This window comes from Streptomyces sp. F63, assembly GCF_018070345.1.
Lineage (GTDB): Bacteria > Actinomycetota > Actinomycetes > Streptomycetales > Streptomycetaceae > Streptomyces.
This window is the reverse complement of record NZ_JAGPXX010000036.1, coordinates 1-18,307: the sequence shown is the minus strand read 5'-3', so window position 1 is coordinate 18,307 and position 18,307 is coordinate 1. Positions and strand designations below refer to the sequence as shown.

The 18,307-nt window shown below is 72.1% G+C and carries 21 protein-coding genes and 1 pseudogene; 10 read left to right on the top strand and 12 right to left on the bottom strand.

Annotated elements, in window-relative coordinates:
* Window positions 1–14 precede the first annotated feature (14 nt).
* Window positions 15–773, top strand: coding sequence for a phosphoglyceromutase (locus tag KBZ10_RS25510; RefSeq protein ID WP_210990078.1), 759 nt, complete (start codon window positions 15–17; stop codon window positions 771–773).
* A gap of 180 nt (window positions 774–953) precedes the next feature.
* On the opposite strand, the pseudogene KBZ10_RS29820 reads toward KBZ10_RS25510, so the two are convergent.
* From KBZ10_RS29820 to KBZ10_RS25470, 9 genes and pseudogenes are all read right to left on the bottom strand, one after another.
* Window positions 954–1,459 (bottom strand): annotated as a pseudogene (locus KBZ10_RS29820) (replication initiator); the annotation flags it as partial.
* 154 nt (window positions 1,460–1,613) lie between these two features.
* A complete protein-coding gene (locus KBZ10_RS25505; RefSeq protein ID WP_210990077.1) occupies window positions 1,614–1,859 on the bottom strand; it encodes a SpdD protein in 246 nt (81 codons plus the stop codon).
* A 25-nt stretch (window positions 1,860–1,884) separates the two neighbouring features.
* On the bottom strand, window positions 1,885–2,079 hold the full coding sequence (locus tag KBZ10_RS25500) for a hypothetical protein (RefSeq protein ID WP_210990076.1): 195 nt from the start codon (window positions 2,077–2,079) through the stop codon (window positions 1,885–1,887).
* Window positions 2,080–2,092: 13 nt separating this feature from the next.
* On the bottom strand, window positions 2,093–2,284 hold the full coding sequence (locus tag KBZ10_RS25495; RefSeq protein WP_043462864.1) for a mobile element transfer protein: 192 nt from the start codon (window positions 2,282–2,284) through the stop codon (window positions 2,093–2,095).
* Window positions 2,285–2,295: 11 nt separating this feature from the next.
* Window positions 2,296–2,880 carry a DUF2637 domain-containing protein gene (locus tag KBZ10_RS25490; protein WP_210990075.1) on the bottom strand — a complete coding sequence of 195 codons (585 nt, stop codon included), beginning with the start codon at window positions 2,878–2,880 and terminating at the stop codon, window positions 2,296–2,298.
* 2 nt (window positions 2,881–2,882) lie between these two features.
* Entirely contained in the window at window positions 2,883–3,089 is a 207-nt protein-coding gene (locus KBZ10_RS25485) for a hypothetical protein (RefSeq protein WP_210990074.1), read from the bottom strand.
* Between the two features lie 89 nt (window positions 3,090–3,178).
* Window positions 3,179–4,558, bottom strand: a complete 1,380-nt coding sequence (locus tag KBZ10_RS25480) for an FtsK/SpoIIIE domain-containing protein (protein WP_210990073.1) — start codon at window positions 4,556–4,558, stop codon at window positions 3,179–3,181.
* Entirely contained in the window at window positions 4,558–4,911 is a 354-nt protein-coding gene (locus KBZ10_RS25475; RefSeq protein WP_210990072.1) for a hypothetical protein, read from the bottom strand. The genes KBZ10_RS25480 and KBZ10_RS25475 overlap by 1 nt, the downstream gene beginning before the upstream one ends.
* 156 nt (window positions 4,912–5,067) lie before the next feature.
* On the bottom strand, window positions 5,068–5,856 hold the full coding sequence (locus KBZ10_RS25470) for a GntR family transcriptional regulator (RefSeq protein ID WP_210990071.1): 789 nt from the start codon (window positions 5,854–5,856) through the stop codon (window positions 5,068–5,070).
* Window positions 5,857–5,964: 108 nt separating this feature from the next.
* Here KBZ10_RS25470 and KBZ10_RS25465 point away from each other — a divergent pair, with 108 nt between their 5' ends.
* The 5 genes from KBZ10_RS25465 (at window position 5,965) to KBZ10_RS25445 (ending at window position 9,258) form a co-directional block, all read left to right on the top strand.
* Window positions 5,965–6,372, top strand: coding sequence for an NUDIX hydrolase (locus KBZ10_RS25465; protein WP_210990112.1), 408 nt, complete (start codon window positions 5,965–5,967; stop codon window positions 6,370–6,372).
* Between the two features lie 46 nt (window positions 6,373–6,418).
* Window positions 6,419–6,847: an ATP-binding protein gene (locus KBZ10_RS25460; RefSeq protein ID WP_210990070.1), complete on the top strand. Its 429-nt coding sequence runs from the start codon at window positions 6,419–6,421 to the stop codon at window positions 6,845–6,847.
* Entirely contained in the window at window positions 6,841–7,188 is a 348-nt protein-coding gene (locus KBZ10_RS25455) for a hypothetical protein (protein WP_210990069.1), read from the top strand. Before KBZ10_RS25460 ends, KBZ10_RS25455 begins: the two co-directional genes overlap by 7 nt.
* Window positions 7,189–8,033: 845 nt before the next feature.
* Complete coding sequence (locus tag KBZ10_RS25450) at window positions 8,034–8,273, top strand: hypothetical protein (RefSeq protein ID WP_210990068.1); 240 nt, start codon at window positions 8,034–8,036, stop codon at window positions 8,271–8,273.
* Between the two features lie 613 nt (window positions 8,274–8,886).
* Window positions 8,887–9,258, top strand: coding sequence for a GIY-YIG nuclease family protein (locus KBZ10_RS25445; protein WP_247702981.1), 372 nt, complete (start codon window positions 8,887–8,889; stop codon window positions 9,256–9,258).
* A gap of 299 nt (window positions 9,259–9,557) precedes the next feature.
* Here the strand turns inward: KBZ10_RS25445 and KBZ10_RS25440 are convergent, their stop codons facing one another.
* On the bottom strand, window positions 9,558–11,012 hold the full coding sequence (locus KBZ10_RS25440; protein ID WP_374223419.1) for a sensor histidine kinase: 1,455 nt from the start codon (window positions 11,010–11,012) through the stop codon (window positions 9,558–9,560).
* 86 nt (window positions 11,013–11,098) lie between these two features.
* The gene (locus KBZ10_RS25435) at window positions 11,099–11,848 is read right to left on the bottom strand and encodes a response regulator transcription factor (protein ID WP_210990066.1); all 750 of its coding nucleotides are present in this window, start codon (window positions 11,846–11,848) and stop codon (window positions 11,099–11,101) included.
* Between the two features lie 230 nt (window positions 11,849–12,078).
* Between KBZ10_RS25435 and KBZ10_RS25430 the strand changes: the two genes are divergently transcribed.
* Window positions 12,079–13,431 (top strand): ferric reductase-like transmembrane domain-containing protein, encoded by a 1,353-nt coding sequence (locus KBZ10_RS25430; RefSeq protein ID WP_210990065.1) that lies wholly within the window; start codon window positions 12,079–12,081, stop codon window positions 13,429–13,431.
* Between the two features lie 7 nt (window positions 13,432–13,438).
* Window positions 13,439–13,912 carry an FMN-binding protein gene (locus KBZ10_RS25425; protein ID WP_210990064.1) on the top strand — a complete coding sequence of 158 codons (474 nt, stop codon included), beginning with the start codon at window positions 13,439–13,441 and terminating at the stop codon, window positions 13,910–13,912.
* A gap of 832 nt (window positions 13,913–14,744) precedes the next feature.
* Here KBZ10_RS25425 and phoU read toward each other — a convergent pair.
* A complete protein-coding gene (phoU, locus tag KBZ10_RS25420; RefSeq protein WP_210990063.1) occupies window positions 14,745–15,422 on the bottom strand; it encodes a phosphate signaling complex protein PhoU in 678 nt (225 codons plus the stop codon).
* A gap of 423 nt (window positions 15,423–15,845) precedes the next feature.
* Here phoU and KBZ10_RS25415 point away from each other — a divergent pair, with 423 nt between their 5' ends.
* Both KBZ10_RS25415 and KBZ10_RS25410 read left to right on the top strand, forming a co-directional pair.
* Window positions 15,846–17,189 carry a cell wall metabolism sensor histidine kinase WalK gene (locus tag KBZ10_RS25415; RefSeq protein ID WP_210990062.1) on the top strand — a complete coding sequence of 448 codons (1,344 nt, stop codon included), beginning with the start codon at window positions 15,846–15,848 and terminating at the stop codon, window positions 17,187–17,189.
* 205 nt (window positions 17,190–17,394) lie between these two features.
* Window positions 17,395–18,075 (top strand): response regulator transcription factor, encoded by a 681-nt coding sequence (locus KBZ10_RS25410; RefSeq protein ID WP_030546079.1) that lies wholly within the window; start codon window positions 17,395–17,397, stop codon window positions 18,073–18,075.
* Window positions 18,076–18,307 lie beyond the last annotated feature (232 nt).

Genomic DNA, 18,307 nt, shown 5'->3' with positions numbered 1-18,307 from the left:
TTAGGCTCGGAGCCATGGCCACCGCACCGTACAAGCTGATCCTGCTCCGCCACGGCGAGAGCGAATGGAACGCGAAGAACCTCTTCACCGGCTGGGTTGACGTCGACCTCACCGAGAAGGGCGAGAAGGAGGCGCAGCGCGGCGGCGAGCTGATGACTGCCGCCGGCCTGCTCCCCGACATCGTGCACACCTCCGTGCAGAAGCGCGCCATCCGCACCGCGCAGATCTCCCTGGAGGCCGCCGACCGCCTCTGGATCCCGGTCAAGCGCTCCTGGCGGCTCAACGAGCGCCACTACGGCGCCCTGCAGGGCAAGGACAAGGCGCAGGTGCGCGCGGAGTTCGGCGAGGAGCAGTTCATGCTCTGGCGCCGCTCCTACGACACCCCGCCGCCGGCCCTGGAGGACGGCGCCGAGTGGTCGCAGAGCGACGACCCGCGCTACGCGATGATCCCGAGCGAGATCCGCCCGCGCACCGAGTGCCTGAAGGACGTCGTCCTCCGCATGCTGCCGTACTGGTACGACGGCATCGTCCCGGACCTGCTGACCGGCCGCACGGTCCTCGTCGCCGCCCACGGCAACAGCCTGCGGGCCCTGGTCAAGCACCTCGACGGCATCTCGGACGCCGACATCGCCGGCCTCAACATCCCCACCGGCATCCCGCTCTCCTACGACCTGGACGCCGACTTCCGCCCCCTCAACCCGGGCGGCACGTACCTCGACCCGGACGCCGCCAAGGCGGCCATCGAAGCGGTCAAGAACCAGGGAAAGAAGTAGTCTGCAGCATCGAACAAGCCCCCTACCTGCGGGTTTGCCGCTGGGAGGGGGCTTGTTGCTGTCTCCGGGCCGTCGTGGGGACGGGAGACTAGGAGCGGTGAACCCGCCGGATGCGCAGGTTGATGCTCACCATGATCAAGAAGGCGGCGGGGTAAACGAAGGCGGTGGGTGCCTCCGCCCACGTTGCCAAGGCCATGCCACCGGCGCCGAACAGCAAGAACGGCACTTGGCCGCTTCGTAGTCGTACGTCGCCGGGTCGAGCGGGGTGCCGAGGCTTCGGCGTCCTGGTTGTGGAGGACGCCGCAGCGGCAGCGGCGGACCGAACCGGCCGGGCCGGTCGGGCGGTTGTGCACGGGGCCGAAGCCCGGCGCGGTGAAGGTGGCGAAGACGCGCGGGTGCGTGGCCACGCGTTCGGGGACGCCCTTGCCGCCGCGCAGGCCGGAGGTGATCAGGTGGAAGGTGTCGCGCCGGGAGACCTCCGCGCAGGCCGGGCAGCGGGTCGCGCGGCGGTTGTTGCAGCGGACGAGGAGTTGGCCGGCCGGGAGGCGGGCGGAGTCGAGGTGGTGCAGGACGCGGCCGATCTCGCCGGTCCGGGTGTCGATGTCGTACTCGGTGCGGTGGCCGTCCAGCCGGATCGGCCGGGTGCAGCCGCCGAGGCCGGAGAGCTGCCGCAGCAGGCCGGGCAGGGTGCCGAAGGCCGCCAGCTTGCCGAGTTCGGGCAGCGGAGGCGGGGTGGTGCGGGGGATGATGGCTGTCTCCTTCTGGCTGCGGTCGGAGGGGTTCGGGCTCCCGGGGCGGCGGATGCTTGGCGGTATCAGGGCCGCCCCGGGAGCTGTTCGTTCAGCGCCGGTGGTGCTCGCGGAGCAGGGAGCGCAGGACGACGGCGGCGACGGCCACGGAGATGGCCGAGACGGCGACGGCGGCCAGGAGCGCGGTCAGCACCACGCCGCTGGTGACCAGGGCCACGACCACTCCCGTGCTGACGGAGATCGAGGGGGCCGCGCGCTGGACGGGCGCCGGGTCGGTGGGTGCGTGCCGGTAGGCGGGCGGCGGAGTCGGGTTGTCCGGGTACTGGGGCAGGAGCATCGGAAGACCTCTCACATCTACTCGTCTAGTCATGTGTGCCGTTGATGACGTCCACGCCGGAGCGCGTGCCGGACTCGATGGCGGGCGCGAGGAAGGTGTCCGAGAGCCAGAAGCCGAACAGCGCGACCAGGCCGACGATCCAGGTGCGGACGCCGAGGAACTTGATCGCGCCCCAAGCGAAGAGGCCGAGGACCAGGACAAGCGGCAGGGTGACGGTCACGGGGCGGTTCCTTTCAGCGGACGGGGCAGCGGTGGGTACGGGCGGCCAGCTCGGCGGCGGCGCGGCTGTCGTAGTCGGCGGAGAAGCCGCAGCGCGGAGCGGTACACGCGGCGGTGTGCTTCTCACGGCCCCGGCCGTCGTAGGACGTGCCGACCTGGACGGGGCCGATACGGGTGACGGCGCGGAAACGGCGGTTGGCGGTCACGGGCACTCCTCTCAGAGACGGGCGGTGATGGCTTCGGCCATGGGCGCGGGCACCCCGAGCCGGGCCCGGAGGGTGGGGGCGTCGATGGGCGTTCCGGTGCGGTTGCGGTGGTCGGCGGCCACCTTGCGGGCGTGCTCGACCAGGGCGGCCGGAACGGGCACGGCAGGCCGCGCAGGCTCCGGCGTGGGTACGGGCTCCGGCTCGCGCTCCCGTACGGGCTTTGGCTCGGCAGCCGGGCCGGAGTGCGCGAGGAGCGTTCCGCCAAGGAAGGCGACGGCGGGCCAGCCCGCGACGGTGATGCGCAGCCAGGCCGGCACGTCGTCGAGGTCGAGCAGTCCGGCCGTGGCGACGTTCGCGCCGAGCGACGCGGCGAGCGTGATGACGAACCAGCACCACCCGGCCGCCCGATCCTGCCCTGACCGCAGTCGCCGCCAGGCGGCCACGAGCAGCAGATCGACGGAGACGGGATAGGCCCAGGCTTTCCACCCGTCCTGACCGGCCGCCGCCGCGAGGTCGTGCAGGTGCGCGAAGGACAGCGCGGCGGCGATGAAGGCTTGGATCAGTACGGCGTCGATCCGGGGCCGAGAGCGCGCCATGGTCACTGCCCGGCGGCTTCGTCGGCGGCGGCCCGCGCGGTGCGGGCTACGTCAGCGGCTTCCGCGTCGCCGGGCATGGTGTCGGCGATGCGCTCCAGGAGGTCCGCTTTCCGGGCGAGCAGGTCAGCCGGGTCTGCGTCGGCGGTGCGGCTGGCCCTGACGTCCGCCAGGAAGGCGGCGATCTCCTGTACGGAGGGGCGTTCGGACATCTGTGGTCACGTCCTCTCATCCGGTTTCGGGCATGGCAGGGGTAGGGAGTCGGCGCGAGACGGTCACGCCGGCCGATGTGGGATGGCGGTCAGCCGGTCACGGGATGAGGCTTGACGACCGGAGCCGACTCCTTGGCAGGCGACGGCACGGGAACGGCGGGCCGGAAGCGCTCCAGCGCGGGCAGCTCCGGCACCAGGTCCGCCGACTCCCGGCAGATCCCGGCCGCTTCACCGAGCGACAGGTACGGCGTCCGGATGCGGGACCACCCGCCGGAGGTGTCACCGGCCACCGCCAGCCCCGGCCGTTCCGGAGCGATGGCGCAGGCCGCGGCGACCGCTTCCGGTGCGATGTCACCGAGCGCCATCTTGGCCGACGCCTCATCGTTGACCCGGTGGCAGACGCGGCCGGTGAGCTGGGCCCGGAGCATGGTCGCCCCCTTGCCTAGCTCGGCGCCGAAGCGCTGCCCGCACACCTCCAGGTAGATCCCGGCGGCGCGGCCGAGCTGGGCGAGACGGATCAACTGCGTGACCATCTCGTCCCGCCGCTCCTCGTCCTTCCTGCTGGCGACGAGAAACAGCTCGGCCACCTCGTCCACGAACAGCACGACCGGCACCGGCCGTTCGCTCTCCGGCAGCCCCCAGACATCCGAGGTGATCTCGTCCGCCGGGGTGTCCGGGGCGATGCCCTGCCGCTTCTTGATCAGGTCGTATCGGTCCTCCATCAGTCGTATGAGCGCGGGCAGCAGCTCGGCCGCCTGCTCCGGATCGGTGGCGAGCGCCGACAGCCGGGGTGCGAACGGTGCCAGCTCCACACCCCGCTTGCAGTCGATCCCCACCGGGGCGACCGGCTGCCTGGCGAGCCCGGTGATCAGGTGCCGCAGGTACATGGACTTGCCCGACAGCGTTGCGCCGAGCGTCAGTTGATGCGGCACGGTCCGGTAGTCGCGTACGAAGGCCGTGGCGTCCTCCCGCAACGCGACGGGCACGGCGAGGAAGCCGGCCCCGGCCGTGCGCGGCATCCGGACCCGCCGCAGCACGTCGAAGCCGACGAGCCGCAGCTCGACCACGCCCGGCCGGACCGTGGACACGTACACGGCGTGAACGCCCCAGGCGTGCCGCAGCCGTTCGGCCGAGGCCGCCACGTCCGCCGGTTCCTGCCCGGGCGCCAGCCGCAGCCGGAGCCGCAGCCCCGTCGAGGTCGGCCGCAGCAGACCCCGGCGCGGCGGCACGGGCCGGACCTCCCGGCGGGTGGTGGCCTTCACCGCCAGGACCCGGAGCCGGGACGGTGGCACGGTCAGCCCGCACGCCTCCATCACGGAGCCGTAGGAGGTCAGCAGCCGGGCCGTGGACACCGGCAGGCCGACCGCCGACCAGTACACGGCCGGATGCCGGGCCCGGGCCCAGGCGGCTCCGCCGCCGAGCGCGGCGAGGGGGCCACCCACTTCCAGCAGTGCCGAGAGGTCCGGCATCAGGCCGCCTCAGCAGCGCCCGGGAACGCGGCCGGGACCACGGCCGTGGCGCGGAAGGCGATGCCGTGCCGCTGCTGGCCGTTGAACACGTTCTCCCAGGGCCGGGCCACCAGCCCGGGCAGCGAGACCGGCGCCCCGAGGGTCAGCCCCTCCGAGATGCCGCTTTCCGGCACCGTCACCTTGATCAGCGAGGACTCGCCGTCCTCGATGTGGACGACGCCGATCGTCATCAGCGTCTCGCCGCTGGTGGCGTCCTTGGCGACCTCTCCGGTCTGCCGGTCGCGGACCTTGGTCTCCGGAGCCTCGGTCAGCAGCATCGTCGCGCCGGAGGTCTCCACACGAATGGTGCGCAAGACACCTCTCCCATCTACTCGTCTATACAAGATGCGTCGTGGTGCACCCGGATCGCCGGGCGCGCAGACACCTTGCCACACAACTTGCCCACTCGTCTATACGAGTGTGCGGGTCGGGGTGTACGAGTCCGGGGAAATGGCCTCGCGCACCGCCCGTCACGTCGCCGGGAGCTGGTACGACAGGACGTAGGCGTCGGCCGCCATCACGGTGTCGCAGACCTCCACGGCCCGCCCCTCGGTGTCGTAGGCGGTGCGGATCAGGTGGATCACGGGCACGCCGGAGGCCAGGCGCAGTGTCTTGGTTTCGGCGGGGGAGGGCATCCGGGCCTTGATCTCTTCCTCGAAGTGGTCGAGCCGGTGCCCCAGTTCCTCAAGCCGGGCGTAGATGCCGCCGGGCCCGGGGTTGGGCTGGGCGATGGGGGTGTCCCGTGCCAGGTCGAGCGGCAGGTACGAGGTGGCGAACTCCACCGGCCGGCCGTCGAGCAGATACCGGCGCCGCCGCGCGAGCACCCGGCGCACCGAGCCCAGCCGGGCGGAGATGTCGGGTGTCGCCCGTTCCTCCTTGACCTCCAGGCTGTCCACCTCCGGACGGCTGCCCGCGGCGTCCGCCTCCACGATGAACGCCGACTTCCCCTGCTCCCGGTGGCGCCGGGCGAAGCGGTCGGAGGCCAATCGCCGCACCGGCGGACGTGGTCGCACGAAGACGCCGCGCCCGTGCTCGGAGTGGACCAGGCCCTCACCCTGGAGGATGGAGAAGGAGTTGCGAACGGTCATCCGGGAGACGCCGTAATGATCGACCAGCTCGGCTTCGGACGGCAGCTTCTCGCCCTCCTTGAAGCGGCCTTTGTCGATCGCCGCACGCAGCTGATCGGCAATCTGCCGGAAAACGGCGCGATCACTGGTCGGATCAAGCGCACCGAGCACGCCGCTGGGAAGAGGGCTCACAGGTACTCCTTTAGGTATCTAGACGAGTGGCCGAGTTCTGTTGCTACGGTTGAGAGCCTAGCCAGCTATGAAGGGCCAAGGGACGTGACTGCTGATCGCCCGCACTCCGTGAGCGTTGCTGGAGTGATCATTGATGACCAGGGCCGGGCCCTGCTGATCAAGCGGCGCGACAACGGCCACTGGGAACCGCCGGGCGGCGTCCTCGAACGCGAGGAAACCATCCCCGAAGCCCTTCAGCGAGAAGTCCTCGAAGAGACCGGAATCAAGATCGCGCTTCCCGCGACCCTGACCGGCGTCTACAAGAACATGAAGGGCCTGATCGTCTCCCTGGTCTTCCGCTGCCAGGCCGCCGACGGCACGCCCACCACCGGTGAGGAGACCCGCGCACTGCGCTGGGTCACCCGCGAAGAAGTCTCCGACCTCGCCGACGAGGCATACGCGATCCGCGTCCTGGATGCCATGGATGCAGCGGCCCCGCCGGCCATACGCGCTCACGACGGCGTGAAACTCGTCTAGCCCGAACCCGCTGCACATGGCGGCCTACCAGCACGAAGGAACTTGTATGCACGAGTATACGAGCAGTCCGCGGGTCTGGGGACTGATCTGCCCAGGATTCCCCGAAGAGGTCAGCCGGGCCCGCCGCTGGACCCGGGACATTCTCAAAGGCTCACCGTGGGCCGACGACGCCGAGCTGATCGTCAGCGAGCTGAGCGCGAACGCCGTCCTCCACACCGCCAGCGGCCACCCCTGCGGCAGCTTCCACCTGGCCCTCGCCGTCTGGCGCCAGGTGATCGCCCTCTCGGTCACCGACGCAGGCGGCACCGCATCCACCCCGAAGGCCGGCCACCCGAGCGAGGACGCCGTACACGGCCGCGGACTGGCCATGGTCACCGCCCTCGCCCACCGCGTCGTCATCCACGACAGCCACCAGGGCCGCACCGTCACCGCCGAACTCTTCACCGGCCTCCGCCCCGGAGACCTCCCGTGCTGACCTCCGGCCCCCAGCACCCCTTAACCACCACGGCCGGACAGCACACCCCGTACCGCTGCTGGGCCACCGCCTACCCCCTGCACGCGGTCACCTCCATCCCGCTCAGCGCCCACACGGCCACCAGCCCACGCCTGGCCCTGCGCTGGCTCCGCGACCGAACCCGCGACATCACCGACCAGTTGGACCCGCCCCACGCACAGCCCGGCCGCCACTGGCTCACCGACGAAGCCGAACACGAACGCGCCCTCGCCTACCTGGCCGCCGGTACGGCCTACCAACTCACCCTCCACGACGAGGAATGCCGCTACGTCCTCGTAGCCCACCCACCGGAGGCCCGATGACACAACCCGTCCCGGGCTACTGGTGCGAGTGCTGGACCGACAGCCCCAGCTGCACACAACGACCCGCGCTCCTGGCCTCGATCGAGACCTACTCGGCCCCGCAGGCAGTCCGCTGGATCGCCGTCGCACTCCGCACGATCACCTCCGGACTGGAACCAGCAGCAGCGGCACAAGCCTGGGACTGGCTCCACGACGGCCGCACCGCAACCACCACGGCCTTACACAGCGGCGAACCCTGCACCGTGTCGGTCAACAGCCACGGCACCCACGTCACATGGACAGCCCGACCAGTGCTTTTGCTCCCCATGGCACACCGCCAGAACACCAACTTGCCGCACTGCGCCTGGCTCTTCCGACCCACAACAGCCGACTGAGTTACAACCTTCTCCACGGGTTCAAGTCACCCGGCTCCGCTACCGCTCCGCCGGGCGCGCGGCCGGCGGGCGGCCGCGCCCGCTCCTGCCTCCGTCCCGCTCAGCGCCGCCGTCCGCCGGCCGCGCGACCACGACGTAGGCCCGAGGGCATGAGGGCGAGCACCAGGACCAAGCCGTCACAGAGATGCCTCCGGCGGGGGCGCTCAGGCTCCGGGATGGCGGCGGCTCCGTGTGCGCCCGCGCGTCCGTCGTGGTGCGCGAGGGAGCTCCCATCCCGTCTGCCGTCGACCCAGGGCAAGCCGAGCGGGCTTGGCCCCTGGTGTCCAGGTCGTTCGTACAGTGGCGCGCTCCACCTGGACACCAGGGGCCAAGCCCGCTCCACGGGTGTGTGGGTCGACGGCAGACGGGATGGGAGCTGGGGTGAGTGGTGGGCTGGTGCAGGTGAGAAGAAGCGGCGCTACAGTCCCGGACATGAAGCCAGGGAGACTGACGCAGTTCGGCGCATCGTTCCTCGCGATAGTCAGGCACGTCGTCCGGCGCCCTTTGCTGATCCTGGTACTCGTGCTCATCTTCGCGGCGACCACATGGCTCCAGAAGTCGCTGCCGCAGCCGTGGGACGGTTTGCCTTACGGCGTCGGCATGCTGGCCGCTGTGTGGTCTATCTCACTGACCCTCCCCCGAACCCATGAAGATCAACGGTCCGACGACTGAGCGTGTCCGCCGCGTGCCCGATACAGCAGCACCCGAGAGGGCAGCACTGTAAACCACGGGGACTCGGCAAGGAACGGACAGGTCAGCGCCTCGCCAGGTCAGCGAGCATCCGCGTACGCGATCTTCCAAACTGGTGACTCGGCGTCGATCGAAACGGGTCTCGCCGACTGCCAGGGTCGAACTTGAGGGTGCGGGAATGCGGTCCGCGTGCCAGATCCGTGCCAGATCGAGCGGTCAACCACGGTCACTCGCAGTTCGCGGCGGTGTAGAAGGCCGTCAGCAGGCTCGGCGCCGCTGCGTGCCCGGTGACCAGCAGAGACCGCCAACAAAGGGGCGCCAGGCTTCCCAAGCTGATGTCACGCGACTGCACAGCCCCGAATGCCCTGTCGGCGCTGACCAGTAGCCTGCGACGGTCAGTTGCGGCACGTCTGGAGGCTTCGTGGAAGCGACCGCTCTCGTCAGTCCCCATCGGTTGTGGTCGGCGCAGGAAGTCTTGGTGCGTCCGAGCCCTGTCCCGGCGGCGGCAGGGGTCTACGGGTGGCACTTTGTGCAGCCGCCCCACTCGGACCTGGGCGCTGGGCGCCTGCTCTACGTCGGGATAGCACCGCGGTACATGGCGAACCGGACCAGCACGCAGAACCTGCGCAAGCGGGTGCGCTACCACTACCGGGGCAACGCGGCCGGCTCGACCCTACGGCTCACCCTCGGCTGCCTGCTCGGCCTTGAGCTGCGCCGCGTTGGCAGCGGCAAGCGAATGACCTTCGGCAAGACGGGCGAAGCCACCCTGAGCCAGTGGATGGCGGACAACGCGCGAGTCTGCTGGATCGAGCGGAGCGAACCTTGGGACCTGGAGTCACAGCTCATCTCTCAGCTCGACCTACCACTGAACCTCGACCAGAACCGCCACAACGCGTTCCACAGCCGCCTGAAGGAGATACGGGCCCAAGCACGCCAGCGAGCAAAGGAGTTGCCCGTCAGCTCGTAGGCCGACCAAAGAGCCGACGGATCGTTGCCTGGGCCGTCCCTGGGCCGTCCGAGGCCGCTCGACAATGGCCAATGACGACCAACGACGACCACCAGGCGCACGGGCCCACTGCCGCTGAGCAGCGAAAAGCCAGCTCACCAAGATCCCTGGCAAGACCCAGGGCAAGAAGTAGCAGCTGTTGTGATCATGCCTCCCGCCTGCGCCTACGGCGCGGATGGGAGGCGTTTTCACGGCCTGGGACCACTCTGGCCCCCGGGGTGTGTTCGGCCGGGCAGGGCTCGGGGGCGTGGCGGTTCCGGTCATCGGGGGCCGGCGGGGAGCCGGACGGTGAAAGTGGTCGAGCCGGGGACGCTGTCGAGGGCGACGCTTCCGCCATGGGCTTCCGTCACGGCTGCCACGATCGACAGCCCCAGGCCGGCCCCCGTGCCCTCGTCCGAGTCCTTGGTGCGGCGGTGGTCCGCGTGGGTGAAGCGTTCGAAGACCTTGGGCTGGACGCCCGCGGCGATGCCCGGCCCGTCGTCGTGGACCTTCAGCACCGCCGTCCCGTCCTCGGTGCCCAGCGAGACGGTCACCGTACTGCCGGCGGGTGTGTGCAGACGCGCGTTGGCCAGCAGGTTGGCCAGTACCTGATGGAGCCGGTGGTCGTCGCCCGTCACCGTCACCGGCTTCTCGGGCAGTTCCAGTGTCCAGTGGTGTCCCGGGCCCGCGGCCTGCGCGTCCGTCACCGCGTCCAGGACCAGGCGCGTCAGGTCGACGGGGAGGCGTGCCAGCGGGCGTCCCGCGTCGAGGCGGGCGAGGAGCAGCAGGTCGTCGACCATCCCGCCCATGCGCGCCGCCTCCGCCTCGATGCGCTCCAGCGCCCGCACCACCTTCCGCGGCACCGGGTCCGGGTGCAGCAGCGCCAGTTCGGCGTGGCCGCGGATCGACGCCACGGGTGTGCGCAGTTCGTGGCTGGCGTCGGCGGCGAAACCGCGCAGCCGCTCCTCGCTCGCCTGCCGTTTCGTCAGCGCCTCCTCGACGTGGCCGAGCATCGCGTTGAAGGCGCCGGCGAGACGTCCCACCTCGCTGCGCGGATCGCTCTCGGGCGCGCGCGGCGGAAACGCCACCTCGCCGCTGGAGAGCGGTAGTTCACTGACCCGCGTGGCGGTCGCGGCCACTTCGCTGAGCGGTCGCAGCGACCGGCGCACCCCCAGTGCTCCCGCGACGCCGGCTGCGGCGAGCACCGCGGCGAAGACAACGGCCGCGACCAGTTCCAGCCGGTGGACGGCGGCCTCCACGGGCTCCATGGGCAGCCCGGTGACCAGGACATCGCCGTCCTGACCCCGGGTCGCCATCATGCGGTAGTCGCCCAGGGACGAGAGATCGGCCGTGTGCCCCGCGCCATCGGCCGGCAGCCCGGCGAGCTTCCCCCTGTCCAGTGCGCTGAGCGAGACGGTCACCGACCCCGTACCGCTGCCGGACGCCACCACAGCGGCGTGCGTGACCGTGTCGCCGGCCAGCCGGGCGCCGAAGGTTCCGGCGGCCTGGCGGCGGGTGTCGCCGTTCTCGTCGCCGTCGTGGTCGGACGGTGGCCGCCCGCCGTGCTCCAGGCTTGCCGGGAATCGTGCGCCCGCCTCCCGCAGCTGCTGGTCGAGACGGCCGGTGAGGAAGCCGTTCAGCTCCACCACCGCGGCCACCCCGATGGCCGCGCAGCCGACCGCGAGCAGGAGGACGAGCCCGGCGGTGAGCCGGGCGCGCAGCGTGCGCGGCCGCAGCGTGCGCGGCCGGGGCGGACGCGGCAGCCGCCGCCTCGCCGCCGGCCGCGGCGGACGGCCCCCGGGACGCTGCCGCGGCCCGGCCCTCACCGGACCACCGGCTTCAGTACGTACCCGGCGCCCCGCACCGTGTGGATCATGGGCGGGCGGCCCGCGTCCACCTTCTTGCGCAGATACGAGATGTACAGCTCGACGACGTGGGCCCGCCCGCCGAAGTCGTAGGACCATACGCGGTCGAGGATGAGCCCCTTGCTGAGCACACGCCGCGGGTTGCGCATGAGGAGACGCAGCAGTTCGAACTCCGTCGGAGACAGCTCGATGAGCTCGCCACCGCGCGTGACCTCGCGGGCCTCCTCCTCCATGACGAGGTCGCCGACGACCAGCCGGGGCCCGTCCTCCGTCTGCCGGGCCATACCGGCACGGCGCAGCAGCCCGCGCAGTCGGGCGACGACCTCTTCGAGGCTGAACGGTTTGGTCACGTAGTCGTCGCCGCCCGCCGTGATGCCCGCGATGCGGTCTTCGACGGCGTCCCGCGCGGTGAGGAAGAGCACGCAGACGTCGGACCGCACGGCGTGCAGCGAGCGCAGCACGGCGAAGCCGTCGGTGTCCGGCAGCATGATGTCGAGGACGACCGCGTCGGGCAGCAGCCTCCGTGCCTCGGCGACAGCCGAGAGGCCGTCGCCGGCCGTGCGGACCTCCCAGCCCTCGTAGCGCAGGGCTCCGGAGAGGACTTCCGCCAGGTCGGGATCGTCGTCGACGACGAGGACCCGGAGCGGGGTGCCATCGGTCCGGGTGAGCGCGGGGCGGCCGGAGCCGCGGGGGCGGTGAGTGTTCATCTCGGATACCAGGATGCAGCCCTGCCCGGGGCCCGGGCTTCTCCGCCCGCCTCTGAGTTCGCTCTGAGTCCGCCGGGCCGCCCGTCCGCCCGGCCTCCCGGCGCCCCTTCCCACCTGCGGCGAGCCGTACCGCCCACCGTGTGCTGAGAGCCGGCTCAGAGGTTGTGTCGGCACAGTGTCGTCCCGGACGGCCGAGGGGACGTACGGACGAGCATCGGAGGGATCCGCGGATGACGACGGTGTACGCGCGGCAGAAGACCCGCCACCCGGAGCCCGTGCGGCGCCGCTCCCCGGCCGGCCCCGTGCTCGTCGCCCTGTGGGGCGGGGCCGCTGCCGTGATCGCCCTGTGGTGGCACGGCACGGGGTCCGTCGTGGGCCTCGCGGGCTGGCTGACGGGCGCCGGGCGGATCGCGGGACTGCTGTGCGGGTACGCCTCCGCCGTCCTCATCGCTCTGATGGCCCGCGTTCCGCTCCTGGAGCGGGGGATCGGAGCGGACCGGGTGGCGCGCTGGCACGCCATGGCCGGCCGCTACACGATCTCCCTGCTGGTGGTACACGCCGTGCTGACCGTGCTCGGGTACGCCGCCCAGGACGGTTCGCCGATTCCGGACGAGGCGCTCACGGTGGTCCTGGACTACCCGGAGATGCTCAAGGCCACCGCCGGCACCGCCCTCCTGTGCGCGGTCGGGATCGTCTCGGTGCGTGCGGTGCGCCGCCGGGCCGGCCACGAGTTCTGGTACTACGTGCACCTGCTCACGTATGCCGCGGTCTTCCTCTCCTTCGGCCACCAACTCGCCCTGGGCTCGGACTTCGCCGGCGACCCGCCGGCCCGGGCCGCCTGGTACGCGCTGTACTCGGGCACCGCGGCGCTCGTGGTGTGGTTCCGGATCCTCACTCCGATCCGGCTCAACCTGCGGCACCGGCTGCGGGTCGACTCCGTGCGGGAGGAGGCGCCGGGCGTGCACTCCGTCGTCGTGCGGGGCCGGCGGCTGCCCGAGATGGGTGCGCGGCCGGGGCAGTTCCTGCGCTGGCGGTTCCTCACCCCGGGCCTGCGCTGGACTTCCACGCCGTACTCCCTGTCGGCGCCACCGCGCCCGGACCGGCTGCGCATCACCGTCAAGACGCTCGGCGACCACAGCGCCGCCGTCTCCCGGCTGCGGCCGGGCACCCGCGTATGGGCCGAGGGCCCCTACGGGGCGCTGACCGCGGACCGGCGGACCTCCTCGAGGACTCTGCTGGTCGCGGGCGGCGTCGGCATCACCCCACTGCGGGCCCTGTTCGAGACGCTGCCCGGCGACGTCACCCTCGTCTACCGCGCCCGCACGGCGGAGGACCTGGCCCTGAGCGGCGAACTGGAGGCCGTCGCACGGTGCCGCGGGGCGACGGTGCTCTACGCGCTCAACGGTCCGCACGGCCGGCGCCCCGAGATCACGGCCCGCTCCCTGCGCGCGGCCGTGCCCGGTCTGGAGGCGCACGACGTGTATCTGTGCGGCCCCCACGGGTTCGCGCAGCACGTGTACGAGGCGCTGCGCGGCGCCGGGGTCCCGGACCGCCGTATCCACCACGAGTCCTTCGAGCTGTGAGGCCCGCGTGCACACGTTGAGGAAGAACCGGCCGCTGCGCCGCATCGTGCTGGCGAGCGCCGCGACCGTCTCCGGGATGGTGCTGCTGCTGTCGCTGAAGCCGCACACACCGCCGGCGGCCGGGGGGTTCACGTACTCTCCCGCGCCGTCCAGTGGTGCGAGCACGCCGAGGGGGGTGCCCGGGCGGGGCGGCTCGGTCTCGGGCACCCGGACCCTCACCGGAGACCGGGTGCGGACCCGATACGGTTCCGTCCAGGTCCGGGTCACGCTGGAGGACGGAAGACTCACCGGCGTCACCGCGGTCGTCACCCCGCAGGAGAATCCGAAGGACCGGCGGATCAGCGCATACGCCGTCCCGCGGTTGACCCGGGAGGCCGTCACCGCGCAGAGCGCCGACATCGACACGGTCTCGGGGGCCACGTACACCAGCGAGGGCTACCGCAGGTCGCTCCAGTCGGCGCTGGACTCCGCGAGCCGCTGAGGCCGGCGCCGGCGCCCGCCGGGCCGGCGCGCTCCGCGGCGGGGACGTCGTGCGCGCCCGGGCCCGGCGACGCCTTCCCCGCGATGGCCGCCCGGCTTCCCCGCGATGGCCGCCCGGCGACGACGAAGACGCAGGCCCCGGCCGGAGGAGAAACCCCGGCCGGGGCCGCGCGTCACGCTCCCGGCGAGGGCCCGCGCGTCAGGGCCGCCCCACCCCGCGACCGCGCGCGACCCATCGCTGCGGTCGCCGGGCGGCCCGGCGCGCGGGGGTTCGTGGGCTGTACGGCCGGGAGGCCGCGATGCTCAGCCGCAGCTGCCGCCGCACTGGCAGGGGCCGCCGCTCTGGCAGCCGCAACTGCACCCGGAGCCGCAGCCGCAGGCCCCCAGGAGGGGCAGCGGGATCTTGGTGACGCCTGGCTCGCGAACGGTCGGTGTCGGTGACGGTGTGGTCGGGAAAACGGCCATGAGTACCCTTCCTCGACTGCGCTGGACCTGACCCGGCCCGCGACGGGTCCGCGGCGGTGTCCGCGGCGGACCCGCAGCGGTCCTGCCGACCACTGGACACCTGCTGCGGCGGGCGCAGCAAGGGCGCGTGAGAGCACTCGCGCCGTCCCCGGAGCCCGGGCGTCCCGCGCGATGCGCTCGCGCCGTCCGCGGTCCGCCCTTCACGCCCCCTGCCCCGCTCGTCCCGGCCGTGGTCCCACGGGTCGCTTCCGCTCCCGGCCGTGGTCGCAGGCCGCTCCGGGCCGGCACGGCCGCCCGGAACCCGTCCGGCCGGCTCTGCCCGCGTCGGCGCATCCACCGTCCGGTTACCGGCCCGGGGCCCCGGGCGCTTATGCCCCCTCGTCCTGCCCCTCGGCCGTGAGCTCGTCCGCGTGCTCCCCGGTGACCAGGTAGACGACCCGCTTCGCGACCGACACCGCGTGGTCGGCGAACCGCTCGTAGTAGCGGCCGAGCAGGGTCACGTCGACGGCGGTCTCGATGCCGTGCTTCCAGCGGTCGTCCATCAGGTGCTGGAAGAGGCTGCGGTGGTAGAGGTCCATCGCGTCGTCGTCCTGCTCCAGCTGGAGCGCCAGGTCCACGTCCTTGGTGATGATGACCTCGGCGGCCTTGGCCATCAGCCGCTGCGCCAGCTGCCCCATCTCCAGGATGGTGGAGTGCAGGTCCCGCGGCACCGCGGTCTCCGGGAACCGCAGCCGGGCCAGCTTGGCCACGTGCTGTGCCAGGTCGCCGGAGCGCTCCAGGTCCGCGCTCATCCGCAGACTGGTGACGACGATCCGCAGGTCGGTGGCGACCGGCTGCTGGCGCGCGAGCAGGGTGATCGCCTTCGCCTCCAGCTCGTGCTGGAGCGTGTCGACCTTCTCGTCCGCCGCGATCACGCTCTCGGCGAGTTTGAGGTCGGCGTCGAGGATGGCCGTCGTGGCCCGGCCGATCGCGGAGCCGACGAGTCGGGCCATCTCCACCAGGTCGTCACCGATCGAGTCCAGTTCCTCGTGGTATGCGTCCCGCATCGCGCTTTCCTTCCATCGAAATCCTGCGATACCTGCGAATCCTGTGTACATCCCGCGTCGGGCCGTCCGCCGGTCGTACCGGCGGCCCGGCGCCCGGCGAAGGCTGCCGGCCCCCACGGTGCCACGCTGGTGTGCCCACGCGTCGGCTTCCGGCATCCCGGATGAACCACCGTGGGCGCGGGGGTGAACTCTCGGCAACGGCCCGTTTCCGCCCCACCCCCCGGCTCACCTGCCCCGGGACGGCGTGCGGAGGCGGCTACGGCGTGGGCGGATTCCCGCGCGCCCCTTCCCCCTCCTTCCCGCCCACGCCGGGTCCGCGGGAATGAATCAGCACCGACCTGCCGGTGAACTCTCGGCAACCACTGTCCGAGACGGTCCCCGGACGGCTGTGGAGGTGTCTCCGCACCCGCTTAATCTGGACTCATGGACGTGAACGCGGCGGTAGCCGCCACGGCAGCGATCGCCGGGGTCTGCACCGGTGTCATCGCCATGCTCGCGTTCCGCTGGAGCGAGCGGGAGCAGGCCAAACCCACCCGCAGCTCCCTCCACACCGAGGCCGTGCTGCCACCGGGCGTGGACACCGTCCTCTCGGTGCTCCGCTCCTCGGCCGTCGTGCTCGACGAGGCCGACAGCGTCGTCAAGGCCAGCTCCGCCGCCTACGCCCTCGGGCTCGTCCGGGGCGGGAAGCTCGCCGTGGAACCCATGCTGAAGATGGCCCGGGACACCCGCCGGGACGGCGAGATACGGCAGGTCGAACTGGACCTGCCGCGGCGCGGCACCGGCCGCGGCGAGGCCCTCGCCGTCTCCGCCAGAGTGGCCCCCCTCGGCTCCCGGCTGGTGCTGCTGCTGGTGGAGGACCTCACCGAGGCCCGCCGGATAGAGGCCGTGCGCCGCGACTTCGTGGCCAACGTCAGCCATGAGCTGAAGACCCCGGTCGGGGCCCTCTCCCTGCTGTCGGAGGCCGTCATGGACGCCTCCGACGATCCGGAGGCGGTCGTCCGCTTCGCCGGGCGGATGCAGAAGGAGGCCACCCGTCTGACCAGTCTCGTCCAGGAGCTGATCGACCTCTCCCGGGTGCAGAACGACAACCCCCTGGAGGACGCCGAGCCGGTACGGGTGGACGAGCTGGTCGCCGAGGCCATCGACCGCTGCCGCCACCAGGCCGGCACCAAGCAGATCACCATCGCCTCGGGCGGCACCGCCCACCTCGCCATCTGGGGGAACCGCGGCCAGCTCGCCGCCGCCCTCGGGAACCTCGTGGAGAACGCCGTCAACTACAGCCCGGCGCACACCCGGGTCGGCATCGCCGCCCGCCGCATCGCCGGCACCGGCGGGGACATGATCGAGATAGCCGTCACCGACCAGGGCATCGGGATCTCCGAGAAGGACCGGGAGCGCATCTTCGAGCGCTTCTACCGCGTCGACCCGGCACGCTCGCGCGCCACCGGCGGGACGGGCCTCGGCCTGGCCATCGTCAAGCACGTGGCCGCGTCCCACGGCGGAGAGGTCACGGTCTGGAGCGCGGAGGGCCAGGGATCCACCTTCACCCTCCGGCTCCCCGAGGCCGGGCACGGCAGGGACCGCGCCGCATCCGGGCGCGAGGAGCCCGGCCCCGGCGAGCGCGGACTCGCGGCCCACGGCGAGCCCCAGGTCCTCCACACCCCGGACCGGCCGCTGACGGAGCCGGACGACGACCTCGACGAGGACGACACCTCCTTCGAGCCCTTCCCCCGGGCCTCGCTCTCCGCTCCGGAGGCACTCCCGTGATCCCGGCCGGCCTCCTCCGGCCCGGCAGCACGGCCCCCGCGGGCCTCCCCGACACCACCGACACCACCGACACCACCGCCGCCCCCGAAGCCGTGTTCAGCGGGGCCGCGCCAACCCCCCGTATCCCCGTACGACGCGGGGGTGCCGACCCACACCGCGGTGGCGCCGAGCAGCGCCGCTCGCAGAACAGACCGGAGGTCCTTTCGTGACCCGAGTGCTCGTTGTCGAGGACGAGGAATCGTTCAGCGACGCGTTGTCCTACATGCTGCGCAAGGAGGGTTTCGAGGTCGCCGTCGCGGCCACCGGACCCGACGGGCTGGACGAGTTCGAGCGCAACGGCGCCGACCTGGTGCTGCTCGATCTGATGCTGCCCGGCCTCCCCGGCACCGAAGTCTGCCGCCAGCTGCGCGGCCGTTCCAACGTCCCGGTCATCATGGTGACCGCCAAGGACAGCGAGATCGACAAGGTCGTCGGTCTGGAAATAGGAGCCGACGACTACGTCACCAAGCCCTTCTCCTCCCGCGAACTGGTCGCGCGCATCCGGGCCGTGCTGCGCCGCCGGGGAGAGCCGGAGGAGGTCGTACCGGCGGCCCTGGAGGCGGGGCCGGTGCGGATGGACGTCGACCGGCACGTGGTCACGGTCTCCGGCGCGAAGGTCGACCTCCCGCTCAAGGAGTTCGACCTGCTGGAGATGCTGCTGCGCAACGCCGGCCGCGTCCTCACCCGCATGCAGCTGATCGACCGGGTCTGGGGGGCCGACTACGTGGGGGACACGAAGACCCTCGACGTCCACGTCAAGCGGCTGCGCGCCAAGATCGAGCCCGATCCGGGAGCCCCGCGCTACCTGGTGACCGTGCGGGGTCTCGGCTACAAGTTCGAGCCGTAGGCCGCCGCGGACCGTCACCCCGCTCACCCGGCCGGCCCGGGCCCATCCGGCCCGTCCGGGACCGTCCGTGTCCACGGCGGCCGGCGGACGCGACCCGCGCGGCACCGGCACGGGCGCCGGCGGGCCGCAGCAGCGGAACGGCAGCAGAGAACCGCCGCGGCGCCCCCCCCCCCCCGCCCACCCGGGGTGGGGGGGGCCCCCCTCCGGCGTCTCCGGATGGTCAGTCTCTGCC

Bases quoted from the DNA above. Each gene is read 5' to 3' on its own strand.
- KBZ10_RS25430 (WP_210990065.1), top strand. From the start codon at position 12,079: ATGACGACGGTGTACGCGCGGCAGAAGACCCGCCACCCGGAGCCCGTG.
- KBZ10_RS25485 (WP_210990074.1), bottom strand. From the start codon at position 3,089: ATGTCCGAACGCCCCTCCGTACAGGAGATCGCCGCCTTCCTGGCGGAC.
- KBZ10_RS25415 (WP_210990062.1), top strand. From the start codon at position 15,846: ATGGACGTGAACGCGGCGGTAGCCGCCACGGCAGCGATCGCCGGGGTC.
- KBZ10_RS25445 (WP_247702981.1), top strand. From the start codon at position 8,887: ATGGCGAACCGGACCAGCACGCAGAACCTGCGCAAGCGGGTGCGCTAC.
- KBZ10_RS25490 (WP_210990075.1), bottom strand. From the start codon at position 2,880: ATGGCGCGCTCTCGGCCCCGGATCGACGCCGTACTGATCCAAGCCTTC.
- phoU (WP_210990063.1), bottom strand. From the start codon at position 15,422: ATGCGGGACGCATACCACGAGGAACTGGACTCGATCGGTGACGACCTG.
- KBZ10_RS25480 (WP_210990073.1), bottom strand. From the start codon at position 4,558: ATGCCGGACCTCTCGGCACTGCTGGAAGTGGGTGGCCCCCTCGCCGCG.
- KBZ10_RS25505 (WP_210990077.1), bottom strand. From the start codon at position 1,859: ATGCTCCTGCCCCAGTACCCGGACAACCCGACTCCGCCGCCCGCCTAC.
- KBZ10_RS25460 (WP_210990070.1), top strand. From the start codon at position 6,419: ATGCACGAGTATACGAGCAGTCCGCGGGTCTGGGGACTGATCTGCCCA.
- KBZ10_RS25450 (WP_210990068.1), top strand. From the start codon at position 8,034: ATGAAGCCAGGGAGACTGACGCAGTTCGGCGCATCGTTCCTCGCGATA.
- KBZ10_RS25435 (WP_210990066.1), bottom strand. From the start codon at position 11,848: ATGAACACTCACCGCCCCCGCGGCTCCGGCCGCCCCGCGCTCACCCGG.
- KBZ10_RS25510 (WP_210990078.1), top strand. From the start codon at position 15: ATGGCCACCGCACCGTACAAGCTGATCCTGCTCCGCCACGGCGAGAGC.